The 19,930-nt window shown below is 61.0% G+C and carries 17 protein-coding genes; 16 read left to right on the top strand and 1 reads right to left on the bottom strand.

From position 1 onward, the window contains the following. The first annotated feature begins 2 nt into the window (after positions 1 to 2). The gene (locus RFM41_RS05360) at positions 3 to 788 is read left to right on the top strand and encodes a DUF1499 domain-containing protein (protein ID WP_320246474.1); all 786 of its coding nucleotides are present in this window, start codon (positions 3 to 5) and stop codon (positions 786 to 788) included. Here RFM41_RS05360 and RFM41_RS05355 read toward each other — a convergent pair whose 3' ends face one another. After that, complete coding sequence (locus RFM41_RS05355) at positions 789 to 1,697, bottom strand: MBL fold metallo-hydrolase (RefSeq protein ID WP_320246475.1); 909 nt, start codon at positions 1,695 to 1,697, stop codon at positions 789 to 791. It lies immediately after the preceding gene. Positions 1,698 to 1,900: 203 nt separating this feature from the next. On the opposite strand from RFM41_RS05355, the gene RFM41_RS05350 reads away from it, so the two are divergent. The 15 genes from RFM41_RS05350 to RFM41_RS05280 all read left to right on the top strand — a co-directional run bounded on the left by RFM41_RS05350 (position 1,901) and on the right by RFM41_RS05280 (position 19,928). Continuing rightward, positions 1,901 to 2,491 (top strand): biotin transporter BioY, encoded by a 591-nt coding sequence (locus RFM41_RS05350; RefSeq protein WP_320246476.1) that lies wholly within the window; start codon positions 1,901 to 1,903, stop codon positions 2,489 to 2,491. A 201-nt stretch (positions 2,492 to 2,692) separates the two neighbouring features. Then, positions 2,693 to 3,583, top strand: a complete 891-nt coding sequence (rfbA, locus tag RFM41_RS05345; RefSeq protein WP_320246477.1) for a glucose-1-phosphate thymidylyltransferase RfbA — start codon at positions 2,693 to 2,695, stop codon at positions 3,581 to 3,583. Continuing rightward, the gene (gene rfbC, locus RFM41_RS05340; RefSeq protein ID WP_320246478.1) at positions 3,576 to 4,130 is read left to right on the top strand and encodes a dTDP-4-dehydrorhamnose 3,5-epimerase; all 555 of its coding nucleotides are present in this window, start codon (positions 3,576 to 3,578) and stop codon (positions 4,128 to 4,130) included. The genes rfbA and rfbC overlap by 8 nt, the downstream gene beginning before the upstream one ends. A 14-nt stretch (positions 4,131 to 4,144) precedes the next feature. Continuing rightward, complete coding sequence (gene rfbB, locus RFM41_RS05335; protein WP_320246479.1) at positions 4,145 to 5,314, top strand: dTDP-glucose 4,6-dehydratase; 1,170 nt, start codon at positions 4,145 to 4,147, stop codon at positions 5,312 to 5,314. After that, positions 5,311 to 6,216 carry a dTDP-4-dehydrorhamnose reductase gene (gene rfbD, locus RFM41_RS05330; RefSeq protein ID WP_320246480.1) on the top strand — a complete coding sequence of 302 codons (906 nt, stop codon included), beginning with the start codon at positions 5,311 to 5,313 and terminating at the stop codon, positions 6,214 to 6,216. The genes rfbB and rfbD overlap by 4 nt, the downstream gene beginning before the upstream one ends. A gap of 489 nt (positions 6,217 to 6,705) precedes the next feature. After that, the gene (locus RFM41_RS05325) at positions 6,706 to 8,133 is read left to right on the top strand and encodes a phosphomannomutase (RefSeq protein WP_320246481.1); all 1,428 of its coding nucleotides are present in this window, start codon (positions 6,706 to 6,708) and stop codon (positions 8,131 to 8,133) included. Between the two features lie 5 nt (positions 8,134 to 8,138). Then, positions 8,139 to 9,551 (top strand): mannose-1-phosphate guanylyltransferase/mannose-6-phosphate isomerase, encoded by a 1,413-nt coding sequence (locus RFM41_RS05320; protein WP_320246949.1) that lies wholly within the window; start codon positions 8,139 to 8,141, stop codon positions 9,549 to 9,551. Positions 9,552 to 9,602: 51 nt separating this feature from the next. After that, entirely contained in the window at positions 9,603 to 10,589 is a 987-nt protein-coding gene (gmd, locus tag RFM41_RS05315; RefSeq protein WP_320246482.1) for a GDP-mannose 4,6-dehydratase, read from the top strand. Between the two features lie 108 nt (positions 10,590 to 10,697). Beyond that, complete coding sequence (locus RFM41_RS05310; RefSeq protein ID WP_320246483.1) at positions 10,698 to 11,654, top strand: NAD-dependent epimerase/dehydratase family protein; 957 nt, start codon at positions 10,698 to 10,700, stop codon at positions 11,652 to 11,654. A 71-nt stretch (positions 11,655 to 11,725) separates the two neighbouring features. Next, complete coding sequence (locus RFM41_RS05305; RefSeq protein WP_320246484.1) at positions 11,726 to 12,970, top strand: class I SAM-dependent methyltransferase; 1,245 nt, start codon at positions 11,726 to 11,728, stop codon at positions 12,968 to 12,970. Between the two features lie 79 nt (positions 12,971 to 13,049). After that, positions 13,050 to 13,859, top strand: coding sequence for an ABC transporter permease (locus RFM41_RS05300; RefSeq protein ID WP_320246485.1), 810 nt, complete (start codon positions 13,050 to 13,052; stop codon positions 13,857 to 13,859). 6 nt (positions 13,860 to 13,865) lie between these two features. Further along, a complete protein-coding gene (locus tag RFM41_RS05295) occupies positions 13,866 to 14,606 on the top strand; it encodes an ABC transporter ATP-binding protein (RefSeq protein ID WP_320246486.1) in 741 nt (246 codons plus the stop codon). A gap of 95 nt (positions 14,607 to 14,701) precedes the next feature. Next, entirely contained in the window at positions 14,702 to 15,757 is a 1,056-nt protein-coding gene (locus tag RFM41_RS05290; RefSeq protein ID WP_320246487.1) for a class I SAM-dependent methyltransferase, read from the top strand. Then, positions 15,754 to 17,574 (top strand): class I SAM-dependent methyltransferase, encoded by a 1,821-nt coding sequence (locus RFM41_RS05285; RefSeq protein WP_320246488.1) that lies wholly within the window; start codon positions 15,754 to 15,756, stop codon positions 17,572 to 17,574. The genes RFM41_RS05290 and RFM41_RS05285 overlap by 4 nt, the downstream gene beginning before the upstream one ends. A gap of 92 nt (positions 17,575 to 17,666) precedes the next feature. Beyond that, entirely contained in the window at positions 17,667 to 19,928 is a 2,262-nt protein-coding gene (locus tag RFM41_RS05280) for a glycosyltransferase (RefSeq protein ID WP_320246489.1), read from the top strand. The last annotated feature ends 2 nt before the right edge of the window (positions 19,929 to 19,930 follow it).

The following is a 19,930-nucleotide window of genomic DNA, read 5'->3' as shown; positions in this document are numbered from 1 at the left end:
CGATGGCTACAATTCCTGAACGGCAGATGTCGAGGGCGGCCGGCTGGTCGCGGCGGATCGGGGCATTTTCTCTAGTCCTTTTGCTTACCGTCGTTGCCGCCTACAGGCTGGGTCTCGTCGAGACGCCGCCTTTCCTGTGGGTGCTGGCGGTCGTGGCGCTCTTGGCGGCGCTTGCCCTGTTGCTGGCAGGCCTTGCCCTGTCGCGGGTCTGGAGCTTCGGCGATCGCGGCGGCCGCGATCTCAGCATCGGCGCATTGCTGGCGCTGCTGGTGCTGGTGCCCTACGGCGTCGCAGTCTACTGGGCGACGATCTACCCGCCGCTGCGCGACATCTCGACCGATCTCGACGATCCGCCGGCGCTGGACACCAGCGACCGCACCGGGGACATGAACGAGCTGTCGCCACCGACGCCGGGCGAACAGAGCCTGCAGGCCGATGCCTATCCGCTGGTGAACGGGCGCAGCTACAATCTGCCTTTCGAAACCGTGGTCGACGCCGTCGAAACCGTGCTGGACCGCCGCGACTGGCAACTGACGGCGCCTTATCCCGACATCAACGGGCAGAGCGAGGCGACGATCAACGCGCTGGCCAAGGGATTCGTGCTCGGACTGCCGGCCGACGTCGCCATCCGCGTCACCGACGACGGCGACCAGGTGATCGTCGACATGCGTTCGGCCTCGCGCTACGGCCGCTACGACCTCGGCGACAATGCCGCCCGTATCACGAATTTCCTTGGCGAGCTCGACCAGGAGGTCGCCGGGCAGGTCGGCGCGGCGCCGGCAGAGTGATCACGCGGCGGGCGCGAAAACGCCGTCTATGGCCGGATCGCCCTCCGTTACGACCAGTCCGCGCGCGACCAGATCCTCGAGATGGGCAAGCACCGACAGCCCGGCGGCGCCGTGCAACCGCGGGTCGGTGTCGCGATAGATCGCCGCGACCATTTCCGTGATCGTCCGGTCTCCGGCGCGGATACGTTCCAGGATCCCCCTTTCGCGCATCTTGCGATGCGTCTTCAGGCCGCGCATGAACCTTTGAGGCGCGGTCACAGCTCCGCCATGGCCCGGCAACAGCAAGCGATCGTCGCGCGCCAAGAGCTTGTCGAGGGAACTCATATAGTCGGCCATGGCGCCGTCCGGCGGCGCGACGATCGAGGTCGACCAGGCCATGACATGGTCGGCTGAAAATAGGCTGCCGGTTCCCTCGAGGGCAAACACGGCATGGTTTGCGGTGTGGCCGGGCGTGAGCACGGCGCGGATTGCCCAGCCGTCGCCCTCAGTCAGCGCATCATCGGCCAGCACGATATCGGGAACGAAGGTGAGATCAGCGCTGGCGTCGAGCGGATTGACCTCGCCTATGCGCAAAGCGCGGGCCGGCCGATGCGGACCTTCGGCAAGCGTCGGCGCGCCGGTCAGCTCTTTCAATCGCGCCGCGAGCGGCGAATGGTCGCGATGCGTGTGGCTGACGAAAATGTGGCTCACCGGTCGGCCAGCGATCGCCGTAAGCAGCGTTTCGAGATGGGCATCGTCTTCCGGTCCTGGGTCGATTACCGCCAGTACGTCGCGGCCGACGAGATAGCTGTTGGTGCCGTGGAAGGTGAAAGGGCTCGGATTTCGGGCGGTGATGCGCAGCACGTCAGGCGCAACCGCGACCGCCCGGCCATAGGCCGGATCGAAACTGGTGTCGAATTCAAGGGCCATGCCGGTGTGCTCCGTTGCAATGCGGCAAAGTGATTGCCGCCCGTCACGGAAGCCAATATAGGAAAATAAGTGCATGTCGCCCAAAAGTGCGCAGCGGTTTCGGGAGAACGCCATGCATCAAGACAAATTTTGAAGCGCGTTGCCTGAAATCCGTTTCTCCGCGGCGCGCTTCAGCCGGCAAATCAGCCACAACGGGGAAGACCATGGCAATTGCAACCACGATGCGTCCGCTTGTTTCTCTCACCTTGCCGGATCGGGGTGCTGCCCGGCTCGCGACCCAGCTCTTCCTGGCGCTCGTCGGAACGCTGCTGCTGGCGCTCTCGGCCAAGACCAAGGTGGTGCTCGGCCCGGTCGACATTTCGCTGCAGACGCTTGCCGTGCTTTTGATCGCCTCGGCATTCGGCCTGCGCCTTGCTGTCGCGACGCTCCTTCTCTACCTCGCGCAGGGCGCTTTTGGCTTGCCGGTCTTCCAGGGCACGCCGGAAAAAGGCATCGGCATCGCCTATATGCTGGGCTCTACGGGCGGTTATCTTGCGGGCTTCGTGGCCATGGCGGCGATCGTCGGCTGGGCTGCCGATCGCGGCTGGGACCGCAATCCCTTGAAGCTGTTCGGCGCCATGCTGACCGCCGAGGTCGTCATGATGGCCATGGGCTTTGCCTGGCTGGCGATCCTCATCGGGCCGGAAAAGTCCTGGCAGTTCGGCGTCCTGCCCTTCGTCGTCGGCGACCTGATCAAGGTGGCCTTGGCCGCCAGCCTCGTGCCGGCCGTGTGGGCATTGCTCAAGCGCGGCTGAGCCTGAACCAAGAAAAAGCCGGCGGGCCGAACGCCCGCCGGCTTTTTCGCGTCCGCAAGCGCCCAATCGCATTTGGCTGCAAGTGGCGGCGTTAAATCCGATATTAGTACATGCTAGGGCATAAACGGACGAGCCGACACACGAAACGCGACCGCGGGCATCTTGATATCTGAGCGCCCCGGCAGCTCGACGGAGAGCCTGTTGAAGGGAATAATCCTGGCCGGGGGCAGCGGAACACGCCTCTATCCGCTCACAATAGCGGTTTCCAAGCAAATCCTGCCGATTTACGACAAGCCGATGATCTATTACCCCCTGAGCGTGCTGATGCTCGCAGGGATACGCCAAATCATGGTGATCTCAACACCGCGCGACCTGCCGGTTTTCCAGGCTTTGCTCGGCGACGGCTCGGAATTCGGCCTTGAGCTGTCCTATGCCGAGCAACCGCAGCCCAATGGCCTTGCCGAAGCTTTCATCATCGGTCGCGATTTCATCGGCAAGGACAACGTGTCGATGATCCTCGGCGACAACATCTATTTCGGCGACGGCCTGTCCAAGCTCTGCCGGACGGCGGCCGCGCGCGAAAGCGGGGCTTCGGTCTTCGCCTATCATGTCGAGGATCCTGAGCGCTACGGTGTTGTCTCGTTCGATAAGGCCACCGGCATGGCTTTGACGATCGAGGAAAAGCCCCTCAAGCCGAAATCCAACTGGGCCGTCACCGGTCTCTATTTCTACGACAACAGGGTCGTCGACATCGCTTCCACGATCCGGCCATCGGCGCGCGGCGAGCTCGAGATCACAGCAGTCAACAACGCCTATCTCGAGCGTGGGGAACTGCACGTCCATCGGCTCGGCCGCGGCTATGCCTGGCTCGATACCGGCACGCATGACAGCCTGCATGAAGCATCGTTTTTTGTGCGCACCATCGAGCACCGCCAGGGGATCAAGGTCGCTTGCCCCGAGGAAATCGCTTTCGAGCAGGGCTGGCTCGACGCCGACAAGGTTCTGGAACGGGCGGCGCGCCTCGGCAAGAACGAATATGCCGCCTATCTGCGCAGGCGAGTCGCGGATCTGATGGAGGATCAACGTGCTTGAGGTCAGGACGCTCGGCCTGGAGGGCGTGCTGGAGATCGTGCCGAAACGACATGGCGATGCGCGCGGCTTTTTCTGCGAGACCTGGAACGCGGAGCGGTTTGCGCAGGCCGGCATCGGCTTGACCTTCGTGCAGGACAACCATTCCTATTCCGCGGCCGCCGGCGTCCTGCGCGGCCTGCACTATCAGCTGCCGCCCCGCGCCCAGGACAAGCTGCTGCGGGTCGTGCGGGGCAGCGTGTTCGACGTCGTCGTCGACATTCGCCGCTCCTCGCCCACCTTCGGTCAATGGTCGGCGCTGGAAATCTCGGCGGAGAAAGGAAACCAGATCCTGGTGCCCAAGGGATATGCGCACGGCTTCGTCACGCTCGTGCCGGACACCGAGATTCTGTATAAGGTCACCGATACCTATTCGCCGGAGCATGACCGGTCGATCCGTTTCGACGACCCCGCCATTGGCATTGGGTGGCCGTCGCTCGCCGGCGATTTTCAGCTTTCCGACAAGGACCGCAACGCACCCCTGCTCGGCCTGGCGGAGGTGTTCGCGTGAGGAGGGACGGCGGCATGAATTTTCTGGTCACCGGCGGTGCAGGTTTCATCGGCTCGGCCGTGTGCCGGCATCTGTGCGCCAATCCGGCCTACCGCGTCACCAATCTCGACAAGCTCACCTATGCCGGCAACCTCGCTTCGCTGAGGCCGATCGAGAACGCGCACAATTACCGCTTCGAGCAGGCCGACATCTGCGATGAGCGCGCGGTGCTGGAAATATTGCGCCGCGACGACATCGACATCGTCATGAACCTCGCCGCCGAGAGCCATGTCGACCGCTCGATCGACGGTCCCGGCGCCTTCATCGAGACCAACATCGTCGGCACCTACCGCGTCCTGAACGCGGCGCTGGAATATTGGCGCGGCCTTTCCGAGGAGCGCAAGGCCGGCTTCCGCTTCCATCATGTCTCGACCGACGAGGTGTTCGGCGACCTGCCTTTCGATGGCGGCATGTTCGTGGAGGAAACGCCCTATGCGCCGTCCTCGCCCTATTCGGCCTCGAAGGCGGCTTCCGACCATCTGGTGCGGGCCTGGCACGAGACCTATGGCCTGCCGGTGGTGCTGTCCAACTGCTCGAACAATTACGGCCCCTATCATTTCCCGGAAAAGCTGATCCCGCTGGTCATCCTCAACGCGCTCGACGAGAAGCCGCTGCCTGTCTACGGCGCCGGCGCCAATGTGCGCGACTGGCTGTTCGTCGAGGATCACGCGCGTGCCCTGGAGCTGGTGGCCACCAGGGGCCGGCCGGGCGAGAGCTACAACGTCGGCGGCAATTCCGAGCGCACCAATCTCGGTGTCGTCGAGGCGATCTGCGATCTTCTCGACCTGAGGCGGCCGCGCGCCGGTGGCAAGCGCTATCGCGATCTGATCGCCTTCGTCACCGATCGCCCTGGCCATGACCGCCGCTATGCGATCGACGCCTCCAAGATCGCGCGCGACCTCGGCTGGGCGCCGCGGGAGAATTTCGACAGCGGCCTGGCAAGGACCGTCGACTGGTATCTCGACAACAAATGGTGGTGGGGGCCGATCCGCGAGCAGCGCTACGCCGGCGAGCGGCTGGGCCGGACCGCGGCGGAGACACGCCCGATCGAAAACGCCCCGGTCGAAAACGCCCCGATCGTAAATGCAAGGATCGAAAGCAGCCCGGCCGGGAACGCGGCCGAGAGCAGGAAGGTGGCCACGTGAGGCTTGCCGTCACCGGACGCGAGGGCCAGGTCGCCGCAAGCCTTGTCGAGGCGGCGCGGGGCCGCGACGGCGTCGAGGTCGTCACCGTCGGCCGGCCGGCGCTCGACCTTGCGCGGCCCGACACGGTGCTCGCGGCACTCGAAGCGGCAAGGCCGGACATCGTCGTTTCCGCCGCCGCCTACACCGCCGTCGACCAGGCCGAGGACGAGAAGGACCTGGCCTTCGCGGTGAACGCGACCGGCGCCGGCAAGGTGGCGGAAGCCGCGGCCCGGCTCGGCGTGTCCGTCATCCATCTGTCGACCGACTATGTCTTCGACGGCACCAAGGACGGCGCCTATGTCGAGACCGACCCGACCGCGCCGCTCGGCGTCTATGGCGCCTCCAAGCTCGCCGGCGAAGAGGCCGTGGCTGCGGCCAACCCGCGCCACCTCATCTTGCGCACGGCCTGGGTCTACAGCCCCTTCGGCAAGAACTTCGTCAAGACCATGCTGAGGCTGGCCAGCGACCGCGACGAGATTTCGGTCGTCGCCGACCAGTGGGGAAATCCGACATCGGCGCTCGACATTGCCGACGCGATTCTGCGCGCGGGCGCGAGGCTGCAAGCGGACAGGAATTTCGCCGCCTTCGGCGTCTACCATCTGGCGGGCGAGGGCGAGACCAACTGGAGCGGCTTTGCTCGTCACATCCTCGACGCAAGCCGGGCGTTTGGTGGCCCGCACGCGAAAGTGCGCGATATCGCGACGGCGGACTATCCGACGAAAGCCAGGCGCCCGGCCAATTCGCGGCTGTCGAGCGCGAAGTTCGCAGGCGTGTTCGGATGGCAGGCGCCGCATTGGCGAGCATCGGTCGAGGTCGTTATAGGACATCTTCCGATTGGAATGGCTTGGATCCCTGCGGAATAGCGGACGAGGCCGTGTATCCGCTGTCTCAGCCTGCGTTGTTTAAAGCATGTCTCCCGAAAGTGGGAACCGGTTTCGGGATAAAGACATGCGTAAAATCAAAAACCTGAAGCGCGTGGAGCGAATCTGAAAGATCGCGACGCGCTTTAGGGTCAGCCCGGCTGTGCGTAGGTTCAGGCAGAGATTGACAAGCCACGCCGCGAAACCTAAGCACGGGCAGCTTGCGGGGCCGGGGGGCTCGGCAACTCAAGGAGACCTTCTTGAAAGGCACTATCCTTGCTGAAGATAGAGGAACCTTCCTCTATCAATTGATATTAGATATATCTAATATTGAATCAGAATATGCGGCAAGTCGCTCGAGCGGCTTTGATCTATAGCGATGCATTGTCCGATGCTCCGCATCCGCCGAAGTGCTGTCGCAGGCCGCACGAAAACGATGTCAGTTTGCCTAACTTTCGCCGCGTCGAGTTTCCTCGAAAGGGAGGGCAGACGGTGACTGTGAAATTCGGTACCAGTGGACTGCGCGGTCTCGTCAGCGAGCTTCGGGGACCGTCGGTGTACACTTACACGGTCGCCTTCGCGCGCATGCTGCAGGATCGGGGCGCGTTGAAGGAAGGCTCGAAGGTCTATGTCGGGCGTGATCTCCGTGCGTCCAGTCCCGACATCGCGCAGCTTGTTCATGCGGCGATCGCCGCGTCCGGGTTGGTGCCGGTCGACTGCGGCGTCTTGCCTACGCCCGCGCTCGCGCTTCACGCCAGCAGCGAAAACGCTCCAGCAATAATGGTGACTGGCAGTCACATTCCCGACGACAGAAATGGCCTCAAATTTTACCGGGCGGACGGCGAGATCGACAAGCGTGATGAACGCGACATCATCGAAATCCATGCAGCCATGGGAAATGCCGTTTCGTCACTGTCGGCGGTTGATGCCGTGCGGTTAGGCGCCGAGCCGTCCCAGGGCTACATCGATCGCTTTCTGGGCTTCTTTGAAAAAGGCAGTCTTTCTGGTCTACGCGTCGGCGTCTATCAGCATTCTTCCGTGGCCAGAGACATCATTGTCGATGTTCTTCGCGGACTGGGCGCCGAGACGGTTGCTCTGGGCAGGGCCGAGCATTTCATTCCGGTCGATACCGAGGCGCTCAGGCAGGAAGACGTAGCGCTGCTCAAGCACTGGGCGGCGGCGGAACCGCTCGACGCGATCGTGTCTACTGATGGCGACGGCGACAGGCCGCTCGTGGCGGACGCCGACGGTAGTTTCGTTCGCGGCGATCTTGTAGGTGCCATCACTGCGCATTTCTTGAGTGCCGATTGCGTTGTCACGCCGGTCAGTTCCAACTCAAGCCTGGAACGTTGCGGTTATTTTGCCAGAGTGGTCCGCACGCGCGTGGGTTCGCCCTACGTCATTGAAGGTATCGCGACCGCTCTCGCCGAGGGCGGAAAATGTGTCGTCGGGTTCGAGGCGAATGGCGGCGTTCTGCTCGGCTCGCCCGTCGAGAAAGGCGGGCGCACCCTTCCGGCTTTGCAGACACGGGATTCGGTATTGCCAATCCTTTGCATGCTTTCGGCGATTGCAAAGACCGGCCGCCCGCTCGCGGAGATAGCGGCCGACTTTCGCTTTCTCGCCGGCGCAAGCGGTCGGCTCGAAGGCGTGCCGACAGAAAACAGCGCGTCCTTCCTCGGCAAGTTGGCGAGTGATGCAGCTTATGCCGGCGAGATCTTTGCGGCTCTTGGGGGCGTTGCCGATATTGACAACCGTGATGGTGTGCGTATCACCGCCCACAACGGTGAGGTTGTGCATTTTCGCGCATCGGGTAACGCACCCGAGTTGCGTTGCTATGTCGAAGCAAAAGCCGAATCCCGCGCAGACGAATTGCTCGATTGGGGCCTCAGCCTTGGCCGAGCTCAAATCTTGGAAAGTTGAAGTTGATCAATCTCGTCCCTGTCATCATAAGCGGCGGCGTCGGTTCCCGGCTTTGGCCGATTTCCCGCGCATTGCATCCCAAGCCCTTTATCCCGCTGCCGGACGGCGGGACGCTCATTCGAAAGACCTACGCGCGCGCCGTGGAGCTTGAAGGCGTCGATCAGATTTTGACGGTCACCAACCGCGACCTGCTGTTTCTCACCGCCGATGAATATTTGGAGGTGGCGGCTCCGGGCGTGAAGAGCACTTTCCTGCTGGAGCCGTTCGGCCGCGACACCGCGGCCGCGGTTGCGCTCGCGGCATTGCATGTCGCGCATGAGAATCCGGACGCCATCCTGGTCGTGCTCCCCGCGGATCACTTGATAGTTGATCAGGCCGGCTTCCGTGCGAGCGTCGCGAAAGCGGCGGCGCTTGCGACCTCCGGCCAGATCGTCACATTCGGCGTGAAGCCTGACCGCCCGGAGACGGGCTTTGGCTACGTCGAGGCCGAGGGGGATAGAGTGCTTCGGTTCGTGGAAAAGCCGGATGCGGCCACGGCGGCCCAATTCATCGCCAGCGGCCGTTTCTTCTGGAACTCGGGCATGTTCTGTTTCACGGCCCGCTCGATGCTCGAAGCCATGCAGGACCTGTGCCCGGACATCTTGTCTAATGCGCGCAGGGCTCTCGAGAAAGGCAGGACAGCGGACAGCACCGACAGACTTACCGTTGAGGTGGATAGGGACAGCTTCGCGGCCGTTCCCGCCGTTTCCATCGACTATGCGGTGATGGAGAAAGCAAGTAACGTGGGTTTCGTGCCCTGCGGTTTCGATTGGTCGGACATCGGCTCATGGTCCGTGCTGTCGGAGCTTGTTGCGGCCGATGACAAGGGCAACCGCGCCACTGGCGAGGCAATCCTGCACGATGCGGCGAACTGCTATGTGCACAGCGAGGACCGGCTGGTCGGTCTTGTCGGCGTCTCGGATCTTTTGATCGTGGACACGCCGGACGCGCTTCTGGTCGCGCACAAGGACAAGGCGCAGGAGGTGAAGGACCTCTACACCCGCCTTAAGGCGGCGAACCACGAGACGGCGACGCTGCATCGCACGGTGCATCGCCCATGGGGCACCTATACCGTGCTGGAGGAAGGACACCGCTTCAAGATCAAGCGGATTGAAGTGAAGCCAAATGCCCGCCTGAGCCTCCAGGCTCATCACCACCGCTCCGAGCACTGGGTAGTGGTGAGCGGAACCGCCAAGGTCGTTAACGGCGAAAGCGAGATCCTGCTCACGATCAACCAGTCCACCTACATCCCCTGCGGCCACAAGCATCGCCTGGAAAACCCGGGCATCCTGCCGCTCGTGATGATCGAGGTGCAAAGCGGGGAATATCTCGGCGAAGACGACATCGTGCGGTTCGATGACGTTTATGGCCGGGCCTGACGGTTCATCGGCTCGCAGGGCCGGAGCGGAACAAAGATATCGAGAGCGTTGATGACAAAGACAGCATTGATAACCGGCATTACCGGGCAAGACGGCGCCTATCTGGCGGAGCTTTTGCTTGCCAAGGGTTATGAGGTCCATGGACTTGCAAGGCGCTCGAGCACGGCCGACGTCAACACCACGCGCCTGAAATGGCTCGGCATCGAGAAGGATGTCAGGATCGTCGACGGCAACCTGACGGATCTGTCCGGTCTGGCGCGAACCATGCGCGACGTAAGGCCGGACGAAGTCTACAACCTTGCCGCTCAATCCTTCGTCAAATCGTCTTGGCAGCAGCCGATCCTGACGGGCAACGTCACCGGCATGGGCGTCACCAATGTGCTCGAAGCGCTACGCCTCGAAATTCCCGAAGCGCGTTTCTACCAAGCCTCGTCGTCAGAGATGTACGGTCTTATCCAGGAGCCGATGCAGTCGGAGGCCACGCCCTTCTACCCCCGCTCCCCTTATGCGGTCGCCAAGCTCTATGGCCACTGGATCACCGTCAATTATCGTGAAAGCTTCGGTATTCACGCCTCGAGCGGCATCCTGTTCAACCACGAATCGCCGCTTCGCGGCATCGAATTCGTGACCCGCAAGGTGACGGACGCGGTGGCGCGGATCAAGAAAGGCATGGCCAAGGAATTACGGCTCGGCAACATCGACGCCAAGCGCGACTGGGGCCATTCGAAGGACTATGTCCGCGCCATGTGGCTGATGCTGCAACAGGACAAACCCGACGACTATGTTGTCGCTACAGGCAGGACGACGACCGTGCGTGACATGTGCCGGATCGCGTTCGAGCATGTGGGCCTGAAGATGGATGACCACCTTGTCATCGATCCCGACCTGTTTAGGCCGGCGGAAGTCGAAGTGCTGCTCGGCAACCCGGCCAAGGCAAAAACGAAGCTGGGCTGGGAAGCCATAATCTCGCTGGAAGAAATGATCTGCGAGATGGTGGATGCGGATCTGGAACGTCATACGCGGCCAGTCGGGCGGTGATGTGGTCGAGGCGGTTGTCCATCAGGTGCGTCCCATTGCGCTGATCCATCTGGCGGTAGTCACGATGTCCGCTGGCATACGCAATGCGCCGAGGGTAACGAGGTCGGCATGCGGGTTTTGATCACGGGCGCGAGGGGCTTTGTCGGCCCTTATGTTTTCGTTGCGCTGCGCAGCATTTGCGGCAGCGACATAGCCGTGATTGCGACCTCCAAGGATGGAGGATCACATCCCGTGCTCGGCCAGATCGAAGCGTTGGACGTGACTGACAAGATTGCTGTCCAAGACGCGATCGTTCGTCATCGACCAACGCATGTCGTCCATTTGGCTGCCGTCGCGGCGCTTGGAGCCGCGCAGGCAGACCCTGAAAACACCTGGCGCATCCATGTGCAGGGCGCGCTCAACGTAGCGCACGCCATCCTCGAGAAGGCACCGGAATGCTGGTTGCTCCACGTAGGATCGGGCTTGGTGTACGGTGAAAGTGCAAAAGCGGGCCTGCCCCTCGACGAGAACGCTTTGCTTGCGCCTGTCGATGACTATGCCGTCACCAAGGCAGCGGCCGATCTCGCGTTGGGGGCGCTCTCGCGTCGCGGTCTCAAATGTATTCGCCTGCGCCCCTTCAATCACACAGGGCCGGGTCAAACGGAAGCATTTGCCGTGCCGGCCTTTGCCATGCAGATCGCGCGGATCGAAGCAGGCCTCGCTCCCCGGGTCATTCGGGTCGGCAATCTGGATGCGGAGCGGGACTTCCTGGACGCGCGCGATGTCGCCAGCGCCTATGCGCGCGTGGTGCTGAGAAGCGCCGATCTCGCACCGAACACGATTTTCAATGTGGCATCCGGCATATCGTGGCGGATGGGAAATATTTTGCAGCGGCTCCTGGCGCAAAGCAGCGTCAAGATCGCCACGGAGCAAGACCACCTGCGGCTGCGGCCGAGCGACCTGCCGCGCGTCGTCGGAGACGCAACCCGCGCTCGCGAGCAACTTGGCTGGGCGCCGATACACCGCTTCGAGGCGACCCTTGATGCGGTTCTGAGTAACTGCCGTGCACGCGTGACCCAAGCATAAACGGCGTTGGATTGGCTTACAGCAAGCCAGGCAACCCGCCCCCCGGTCAACGACTTGAGAGTACAGAAATCATGAACGAGGTAAGTTATCACGCCATCGAGGCCTGCCGTGTCGGCAAGGAAAAGGATCTCGTCTCAGTGCTCAATCTCGGCGAGCAGGCGCTGACAGGCGTGTTTCCGAAATCGGCCTCCGAGCCCGTTACCAAAGGGCCGCTCGAATTGGTCTGGTCTCCTTCCAGCGGGCTCTTGCAGCTCAGACATTCCTATGAGCCGAGCGAAATGTACGGGGACAACTACGGCTATCGCTCAGGCCTCAACCAGTCGATGGTCGATCATCTGACGCACAAGGTTAGGTTCCTGGAAAGGCTTGCCTCTCCGAGTGGTGGTGACGTCGTTCTCGATATCGGGAGCAACGACTGTACGACCCTCAAGGCCTACTCGACCGCGGGGCTGACCCGAATCGGTATCGATCCGACCGGCAAGAAGTTTGCGCAGTATTATCCGGACGATGTGAAGCTGGTGCCGGATTTCTTCTCCGCCGTAGCATACCGTGGTGCCTCGCAAAAGCGCGCCAAAATCGTCACGTCGATCGCGATGTTCTATGATCTCGAAGATCCCATCGCTTTTGCCCGCCAGGTCTCCGAGGTGCTCGCCGAGGACGGTATCTGGCATTTCGAGCAGAGCTACATGCCCTCCATGCTTCGCCTCAACTCCTATGACACGATCTGCCACGAGCATATCGAATATTATTCTCTCGGAGTCGTCGCGAGGATCCTGGAGGCGGCCGGCCTCAAGATCGTCAATGTCGTCATGAACAACATCAACGGCGGCAGTTTTGCCGTCACCGCCGCCCACAAGGGCAACAAGAGCCTCAAAACGGACCAAGCGGTCATCGATTGGCTGCTGGAGCAGGAAGACCGCATGGGGCTGTCCACGCCGCGGCCGTTCCGCGACTTCGAGGAGCGCGTGTTCCGGCACAGGGACGACCTGTCGCGCCTCATTCGGGCACTGGTGGCCGACGGCAAGAAGGTGCTGGGCTATGGTGCCTCGACCAAGGGCAATGTCGTCCTGCAGTTCTGCAACTTCACGGCGGCCGAAATCCCGGCGATTGCCGAAGTCAACCAGGAAAAGTTCGGTCGCATGACCCCCGGAACGCACATACCGATCATTTCCGAAGCGGAAGCGCGGGCGATGAAGCCGGATTATTTTCTGGTCCTGCCCTGGCATTTCAAGGACGGCATCCTGCGCCGGGAACGCGAATACCTTGCGGACGGGGGCAAGTTCATCTTCCCGTTCCCGGAGATAGAGATCATATAGCGAGGCAATCAGAGCGCCTATGGATCGACCTGTCACGCACAGCTTGGCTCAGGAACACACGATCGGGACATCTCAACACATGTCGCCAACCAAAACGGGCTTCCTTGCAGAAGCCCTTGCCGACATAAGCGCCGCGCTGGTGAAGCATCACCTCGCGACGACTTTCAGTTGGCAGGACGTGGCGCAGCGTTACCGGCGCTCTCGGGTCGGAGCGTTTTGGCTGACCGTCAACATGGGTGTCCTGATCGGCGCGCTCGGGTTCGTCTTCGGCACGCTCTTCCGTTCTCCGATGCAGGAATTTCTTCCCTACATCTGCGTCAGTTTGATTTTCTGGAGTTTCATTTCGACCTCGATCAATGAGGGGTGCACCGCCTTCATTGGCGCCGAGGGCATCATCCTCCAGGTGCGCATGCCGTTGTTCACTCACGTGTTGCGGACGCTGTACCGCAACGCGATCATTCTTGGCCACAACATCGTAATATACCCTATCGTACTCCTGGCCGTCGGGCGCATGCCGTCATGGCACGTTCTCTTGGCTCTGCCTGGCTTTGTCATTCTATCGCTTAATTTGCTTTGGATCATGCTCACCCTCGGCGTGCTGTGTGCCCGCTACCGCGACATGACGCAAGTGATGCAGAATCTCCTACTGGTCATTATGTACCTGACCCCGGTCATGTGGATGGCACGGACGCTCCCGCAAGGAATTTCGCAGCTGTTTCTGGATTTTAACCCTTTCTACCATCTCATCGGCGTGGTGCGGGAACCGCTTCTGGGTGAGCTACCGCCTACAACCAGCTGGGTGGCTTGCATGGCGTTCGCGGTCGTCGGCTGGACGGTCGCGCTGCTCCTGTTCGGCCGCTACCGTCACCGTATTCCCTATTGGCTTTGAGTTCCTATGGTTTCCATCACTTTGACCAGCGTCTCGGTCGAATTTCCGGTGTTCAACGCGGCAAGCCGCTCTCTCAAGAACCGGGTGCTTAGCGTCGCGACCGGAGGCGCGATCGACCGTCGGGGGGACGGCCATGTCATCGTGCGCGGGCTCGAGAATGTCAGTCTTTCCCTGAAGGAGGGAGACCGGATCGGCCTCGTCGGCCACAACGGGGCGGGCAAGACGACGCTGCTGCGCGTGCTGTCTGGCATCTATAGGCCGACAAGCGGATCCGCGGTTGTTCACGGCGAGTGCGTTTCGCTCATCAACATCTCGCTGGGCATCGATCCGGAAGCGACAGGCCGCGAAAACATCAAGCTGCGTGCGGCCATGATGGGCATGCGGCCGGAACAATTGCGGGAACAATTCGACGAGATCGCCGAGTTCACCGGATTGGGCGAATTCCTCGATATGCCATTCCGGACCTACTCGTCCGGCATGCAGCTTCGCCTGGCTTTCTCGACCTCCACGTCGATCCGGCCGGAAATACTTGTCATGGATGAATGGCTCTCCACCGGCGACGAGGATTTCAAGCACAAGGCCGACAAGCGACTTCGCGAGATCGTCGACACAACCAAGATACTGGTCCTTGCCAGCCACTCGCGCGAGTTGCTGCAGAAAAATTGCAACCGTATTCTGTGGATGGAACACGGTCGTGTGCGGATGGATGGGTCTGCGGATACGGTCATACCCGCTTATTTCGGTTAAGAGTCTTCCAATTAACACGAACGACTGCGGACGCAGATGTGCAATCTCGGATTTGACAGCAATTTTGGGGCGACGGTGTGGAGATCGATAGCGCTATGAAGCAGACCGTTAAGACAATTTTGCTCCCACTTATACGGCCTTTTTGGAGGAGGATATGGTTTCGTATTGAAGGTCGCCTTGCACCGATTGAGGGTCGCCTTGCACTGATTGAGGGTAGCCTCTCGTCACTTGAAGCCAAGGCTGCACCGCTCGATGCCCGGACGGCCCAGATCGAGCAGGCTTGGCAAAAACACATCCCCTCCTTCCTGAATGCGATGGCGAGCGTCCCGGCCGTCTCCCATGAAGTCACTGCGCTCTCCAAGCGCATGGACGAATTGGCCGAGACGCGCTCGCGGTGCACCAGCGACGAAATCGCATCCCTCTCAAAGCGGCTAGAGGAGATCACCTCCACCTTGTCGCAGCGCGCCGACGCGGCAGAGACGCGCGCCAATAACGCCGATGCGGCCATCGGCTCGCTGTGGGAGCGCATGGAATTCGTTCGCCGTGAAGTGCTCTTCGAGTTCAATCACGGATCTGGAAGGAATTCGGCTCCAACTGGTACGGGAACTCGGAAGATTGAGCCTCGGATCATTTCTGCCGATAAATATGAGACGGCGCGCGTCGAAAGGCGACTGCGCCTCAACCTAGGCTGTGGCCACATAGCGCTTCCAAACTATATCAATGTGGATTCACGCGATCTGCCGGGCGTCGATGTCGTTGCTGACGTCGGTGCTCTGCCGTTCGAAGAGTCTAGTGTGGACGAAATTTTTTCCGCGCATTTGATCGAGCATTTCCCTCTTGAGACCATGCGTCGGCAGCTACTCCCTTATTGGCGCAGCCGGCTTCGCCCGGGTGGAGCGTTCAAGGTCGTGACGCCGGATGCAGCTGCCATGGTGCAGGCAACGGCGGCCGGTACGATGTCGTTCGACGACTTTCGCGAGGTAACTTACGGCGCGCAAGACTATGATGGTGACTACCATTTTAACCTGTTCACACCTGAAAGTCTCCGCGCGCTCTTGCACGAAGCGGGTTTCAAGGAAATATCGGTTCCGGTCGCGGGGCGCCGGAATGGCAAATGTTTTGAATTCGAGATTGAAGCGACAGCACCATGACTCAACGTTCCTCATTGCCGACCAAGGCCTTTCGCTACTTCAAGAGACTGATTTACCTTCCTCACACAGCGACGGAGACCCTAGAGCGACTGCGCCAGCTTGATGTTGTTCTTGCCGATGCCTCAAGCAGAGGTGCTGGAACGGCTATTGCAGCGCCGGTCCCCGCCCTGGAGGTCAGGCTGGCGCCTCAACCTCCATCAGCTCCGGCGAGCATCTTAGGTACGCCGCTCGCCCCCACGCCGGGAGAAGTATACGCGGGCTACACCGCCGAGGACCTGTGGGTCTTCGATCTTTTCAAGGATGTGAGGCCGGAGCCGAAACCAGGCTTCGTGACGGACTTCCTCGGTACGCGCACGCGGACCACCTCGCTCTGGAACATTGCCCGGCAGTTTGACGGACATGTTCTGGGGCGACCCGTTCCGCATGACCTGTTCGAAGCGGTCGAGTGGATTGGCCTGCTCAAAGCCGTTGCCTCTGCCAGGGATAGTTTCTCCATGATGGAACTCGGCGCCGGCTGGGGCCCTTGGCTGGCGGCAGGTGCCGTTGCCTGCTCGCACCTCGGTGTCAAGGATGTTCATCTGCTCGGGATCGAGGCTGATCCTGGCCGGTTCGAACTGATGCGTCAGCATTTCATCGACAATGGTCTCGATCCTGAGGCGCATAGTCTGTTTCGCGCTGCGGTGGGTGCCAAAGGAGGGCATGCCCGTTGGCCTAGGATCAGCGACGCGGCCAATGCTGGCGGCGGTCGGCCCATCCGCGATAGTGATGGCGTAGTGAATAAGGACGACGCCGATTACATCCCTCACGCCGTCAATGATTATATCGACGTTGATGTTCTCCCGCTCCGAGATCTTCTCGCTCGCCGGCCGGTCTGGGATCTTGTCCATATCGATGTGCAGGGCTGGGAAGCGGATCTCGTGGCCGGTAGTGTCGAACACCTTAACGAGCGCGCAAAGTGGTTGGTCATCGGCACGCACTCCCGCCTGCTCGACGGCGCACTAATCGGAACGCTTCACCGGGCTGGGTGGGTTCTGGAGAACGAAAAACCGACTCGTTTCGCCTTCGATCCCAGCAAAGAGTCCCTGGAACTGATGGCCGAGGTCGATGGTGCCCAGATTTGGAGGAATCCTCGTTTGACATCCGCCAACGAGGGCAAGAGCAAGCGAGTGTCCATGCCGGCTTCCGACAGTCCCGCCAAAATATCCAACGATCCCGTTTCGTTAGCTCAGGAGCACGTGGAAAATGCTCGGGTCTTTGCGACACGCGAGGATGCATTGGCTACCTTGCCTCGAGGCGGAAAGTTCGCGGAGATCGGCGTGGCGTTCGGAGATTTTTCAGAGCGCGTCCTTCGCACGCTGGAACCAACCCGCTTCGATGCATTCGATATTTTCCGGCTGCACGAAATCGAGACGATCTGGGGACGGCCTTCCGCCGAGACATTTCGCGGCCAAACGCACCGACAATTCTATGAAAGGCGCTTCGCCAGTGACCTGGCAAGCGGCAGGATGCGTATTTTTGAGGGCGACAGCAGTCAACTCATGGCTCAGCAGCCTGATGAACTCTACGACATCATCTACATTGACGGGGATCACACGCTTGAAGGGGTTCTGCGCGACGCGGAAATCGCAGCCCGGAAGCTTTCGAAGTATGGCTATCTTGTCTTTAACGATTACATCATGGCGGATCCGGCATCCAACTCGCCATATGGCATCGTTCAGGTAGTCAACTGGTTCTGCGCCAATCTGGGCTGGCGCGTGCATTACCTTGCCCTGCAGAGAATGCTCTTCTGCGACATCTGCCTCGTACGGAACTGGTAACCGTGCGGAAGGCCATGATGCCCTTCCGCCGGTCGTGTCGAATACTTTGCCTCAGGCGACCCCATTATCTCCGAGGGTGAAAACGATTACTTATGCATGAAAATGAACCCGATCGGATAACTGGCGATAAAGAGTCGAGTCTGAGGTTCTCGATCGTCATATGTACAGACGGCCGTGCCGATGCGCTCGCCAGCAATCTCCAATGCTTGCAATTCCTCGACGGGCCGGAATACGAAGTCTGTGTAGTTCGTGGTCCGACAGAAGACGGTATCGCCGAGGTGCTTGCTGAGTGGGATGGTCGCATCAAGGTGGCGAAGAACCCGGAACGCAACCTTTCGGTTTCCAGAAACATCGGCATTGCACTGGCAGCCGGCGAGATCGTTGCCTTCATCGACGACGACGGCATGCCCGAGCCGCAATGGATGACCGATCTGCTCGGCGCTTTCGACGATCCGCAAGTCGCTGCGGCAGGCGGTATTGTCATGGACCATACCGGCACACGGCAGCAATATCTCTACTCCTCGGCCGACAGGCTGGGGAACGCCGACTGGCAGCGCAAGGCACCGGCGGACGAATACAATTTTCCCCGATCCTACAATTTTCCATACCTGCAGGGAACGAACTCGGCTTTCCGGCGCGATGTCCTGCTCACTTTGGGCGGCTTCGACGAGGAATATGAATTCTATCTTGATGAAACCGACCTGTGCTGCCGCGTCAACGACGCTGGTTGGACGATACGGCAACTGCCGAATGCCGTTGTCCACCACAAATTCTTGCCCAGTGCCATTCGCACGCCCGATCGCGTAACCCGTATCCGCTATCCTGTGCTGAAGAACAAGCTCTACTTCTCGCTCATCAACAACTGCGGCCATTATAGTGTTAGGCGCGCAGTAGAGGACATGCTGTCATTTGTTCGGGAACAAGAAGCGGACGTCCGTTATCATGTCGAAACCAGTCGCCTGCTGGCCCAGGCGGATCTCGATCTTTTCGGCGCCGATGAAAAGAGAGCATGGGAGGTCGGCCTTAAACGCGGCCTAAGCGGTCCCCGTCGCCTGATGGACCCTGAGCTTCCCTCACGGATGACCGCGCCCTTCCTGCCTTTCTCGCGCCTGACCCCTTCGGGCGGGCGCAACACTTTCGTCTTTCTCAGCCAGGAATATCCGCCCGGCGTCGTCGGTGGGGTCGGACGATATATCAACCAACTGGCGCGCGCTGCCGCAGCAATCGGCCACAACATCCATGTGCTTACCCGAGGGGAGGGACATGACCGCGTGGATTTCGAGGAAGGAGTATGGGTCCACCGTATCGCGTCGCGACAGCCGAGCGAGCCTCCGCCGGCGGGCGTCACTATTCCGGCGCATATATGGGCGCATTCGACGCTCATGCTGCAGGAGCTGCGTCGGTTGGCTGAGCGCCAGCAGGTCGATGCTGTCTACGCGCCGATCTGGGATTGCGAAGGCGCGGCCATACTGCTCGACAATCGCTTTCCGCTCGTGACCGGCCTACAAACAACCTTGCATTTCTGGCTTGAGAGCCATCACCATCACAGGAACGACCAGCAATTCATGCAGGGCTTCGCCAAACCAATGCTGGCCCTGGAGACGCGCCTGCTACGTGACTCAGCCGGCATCCACGCTATCAGCAAGGCCATCCGCCGCGACATATCGGCGGTCTATGACGTCGAGCTCGAGGATGCGCGCACCGCCATGGTGCCCCTGGGCCTAGAAGATTTCTCGGCACTTCCAGAAGTGCCGCCGGCATCGCTACCGCAGGGAACATTGCGCGTCGTCTTCATCGGTCGGCTCGAAGCGCGCAAGGGCATCGACGTGTTGCTAGACGTCATCCATAAACTGCTCGTGAGGCATCCTAACCTCCACTTCGATATCGTAGGCAATGACAAAATCCCTGGGCCGGACGGCAATACCACCTATCGCGCCGCCTTCGAGGCCGTCGCGACGGCGGATGCCCGCGCGCATGTGAGCTTCCATGGTGAGGTTTCCGAAGAACAGTTGCGAGGTTTCTACGGCGCTTGCGATATCTTTGTGGCGCCCAGCCGCTTCGAATCCTTCGGGCAAGTGCTCGTAGAGGCCATGATCTACGGCAAACCGGTCATAGCCTGCCGCGCAGGCGGTATGGTCGAGATTGTCGAACCCGGCGAGACAGGCCTACTTGCTGAGCCAGGCGATCCAGTCTCCCTGGAAGGCTGTCTGGAGCGGCTTGTCGCCGACACGTCGCTGCGCCGTTCGCTGGGCGATGCTGGACGCCGCCGCTATGAACAACATTTTTCGGTCGAGGCAGCCGCAAGCGGGCTCGTTACGCTGCTGCGCAAGGCATGCGAAGCCAGAACCAGCTAGTA

This window comes from Mesorhizobium vachelliae (assembly GCF_033977325.1).
Taxonomy (GTDB): Bacteria; Pseudomonadota; Alphaproteobacteria; order Rhizobiales; family Rhizobiaceae; genus Mesorhizobium; species Mesorhizobium vachelliae.
Note: the sequence above shows the minus strand (reverse complement) of the source record. Positions and strands in the feature narration are given on the sequence as shown.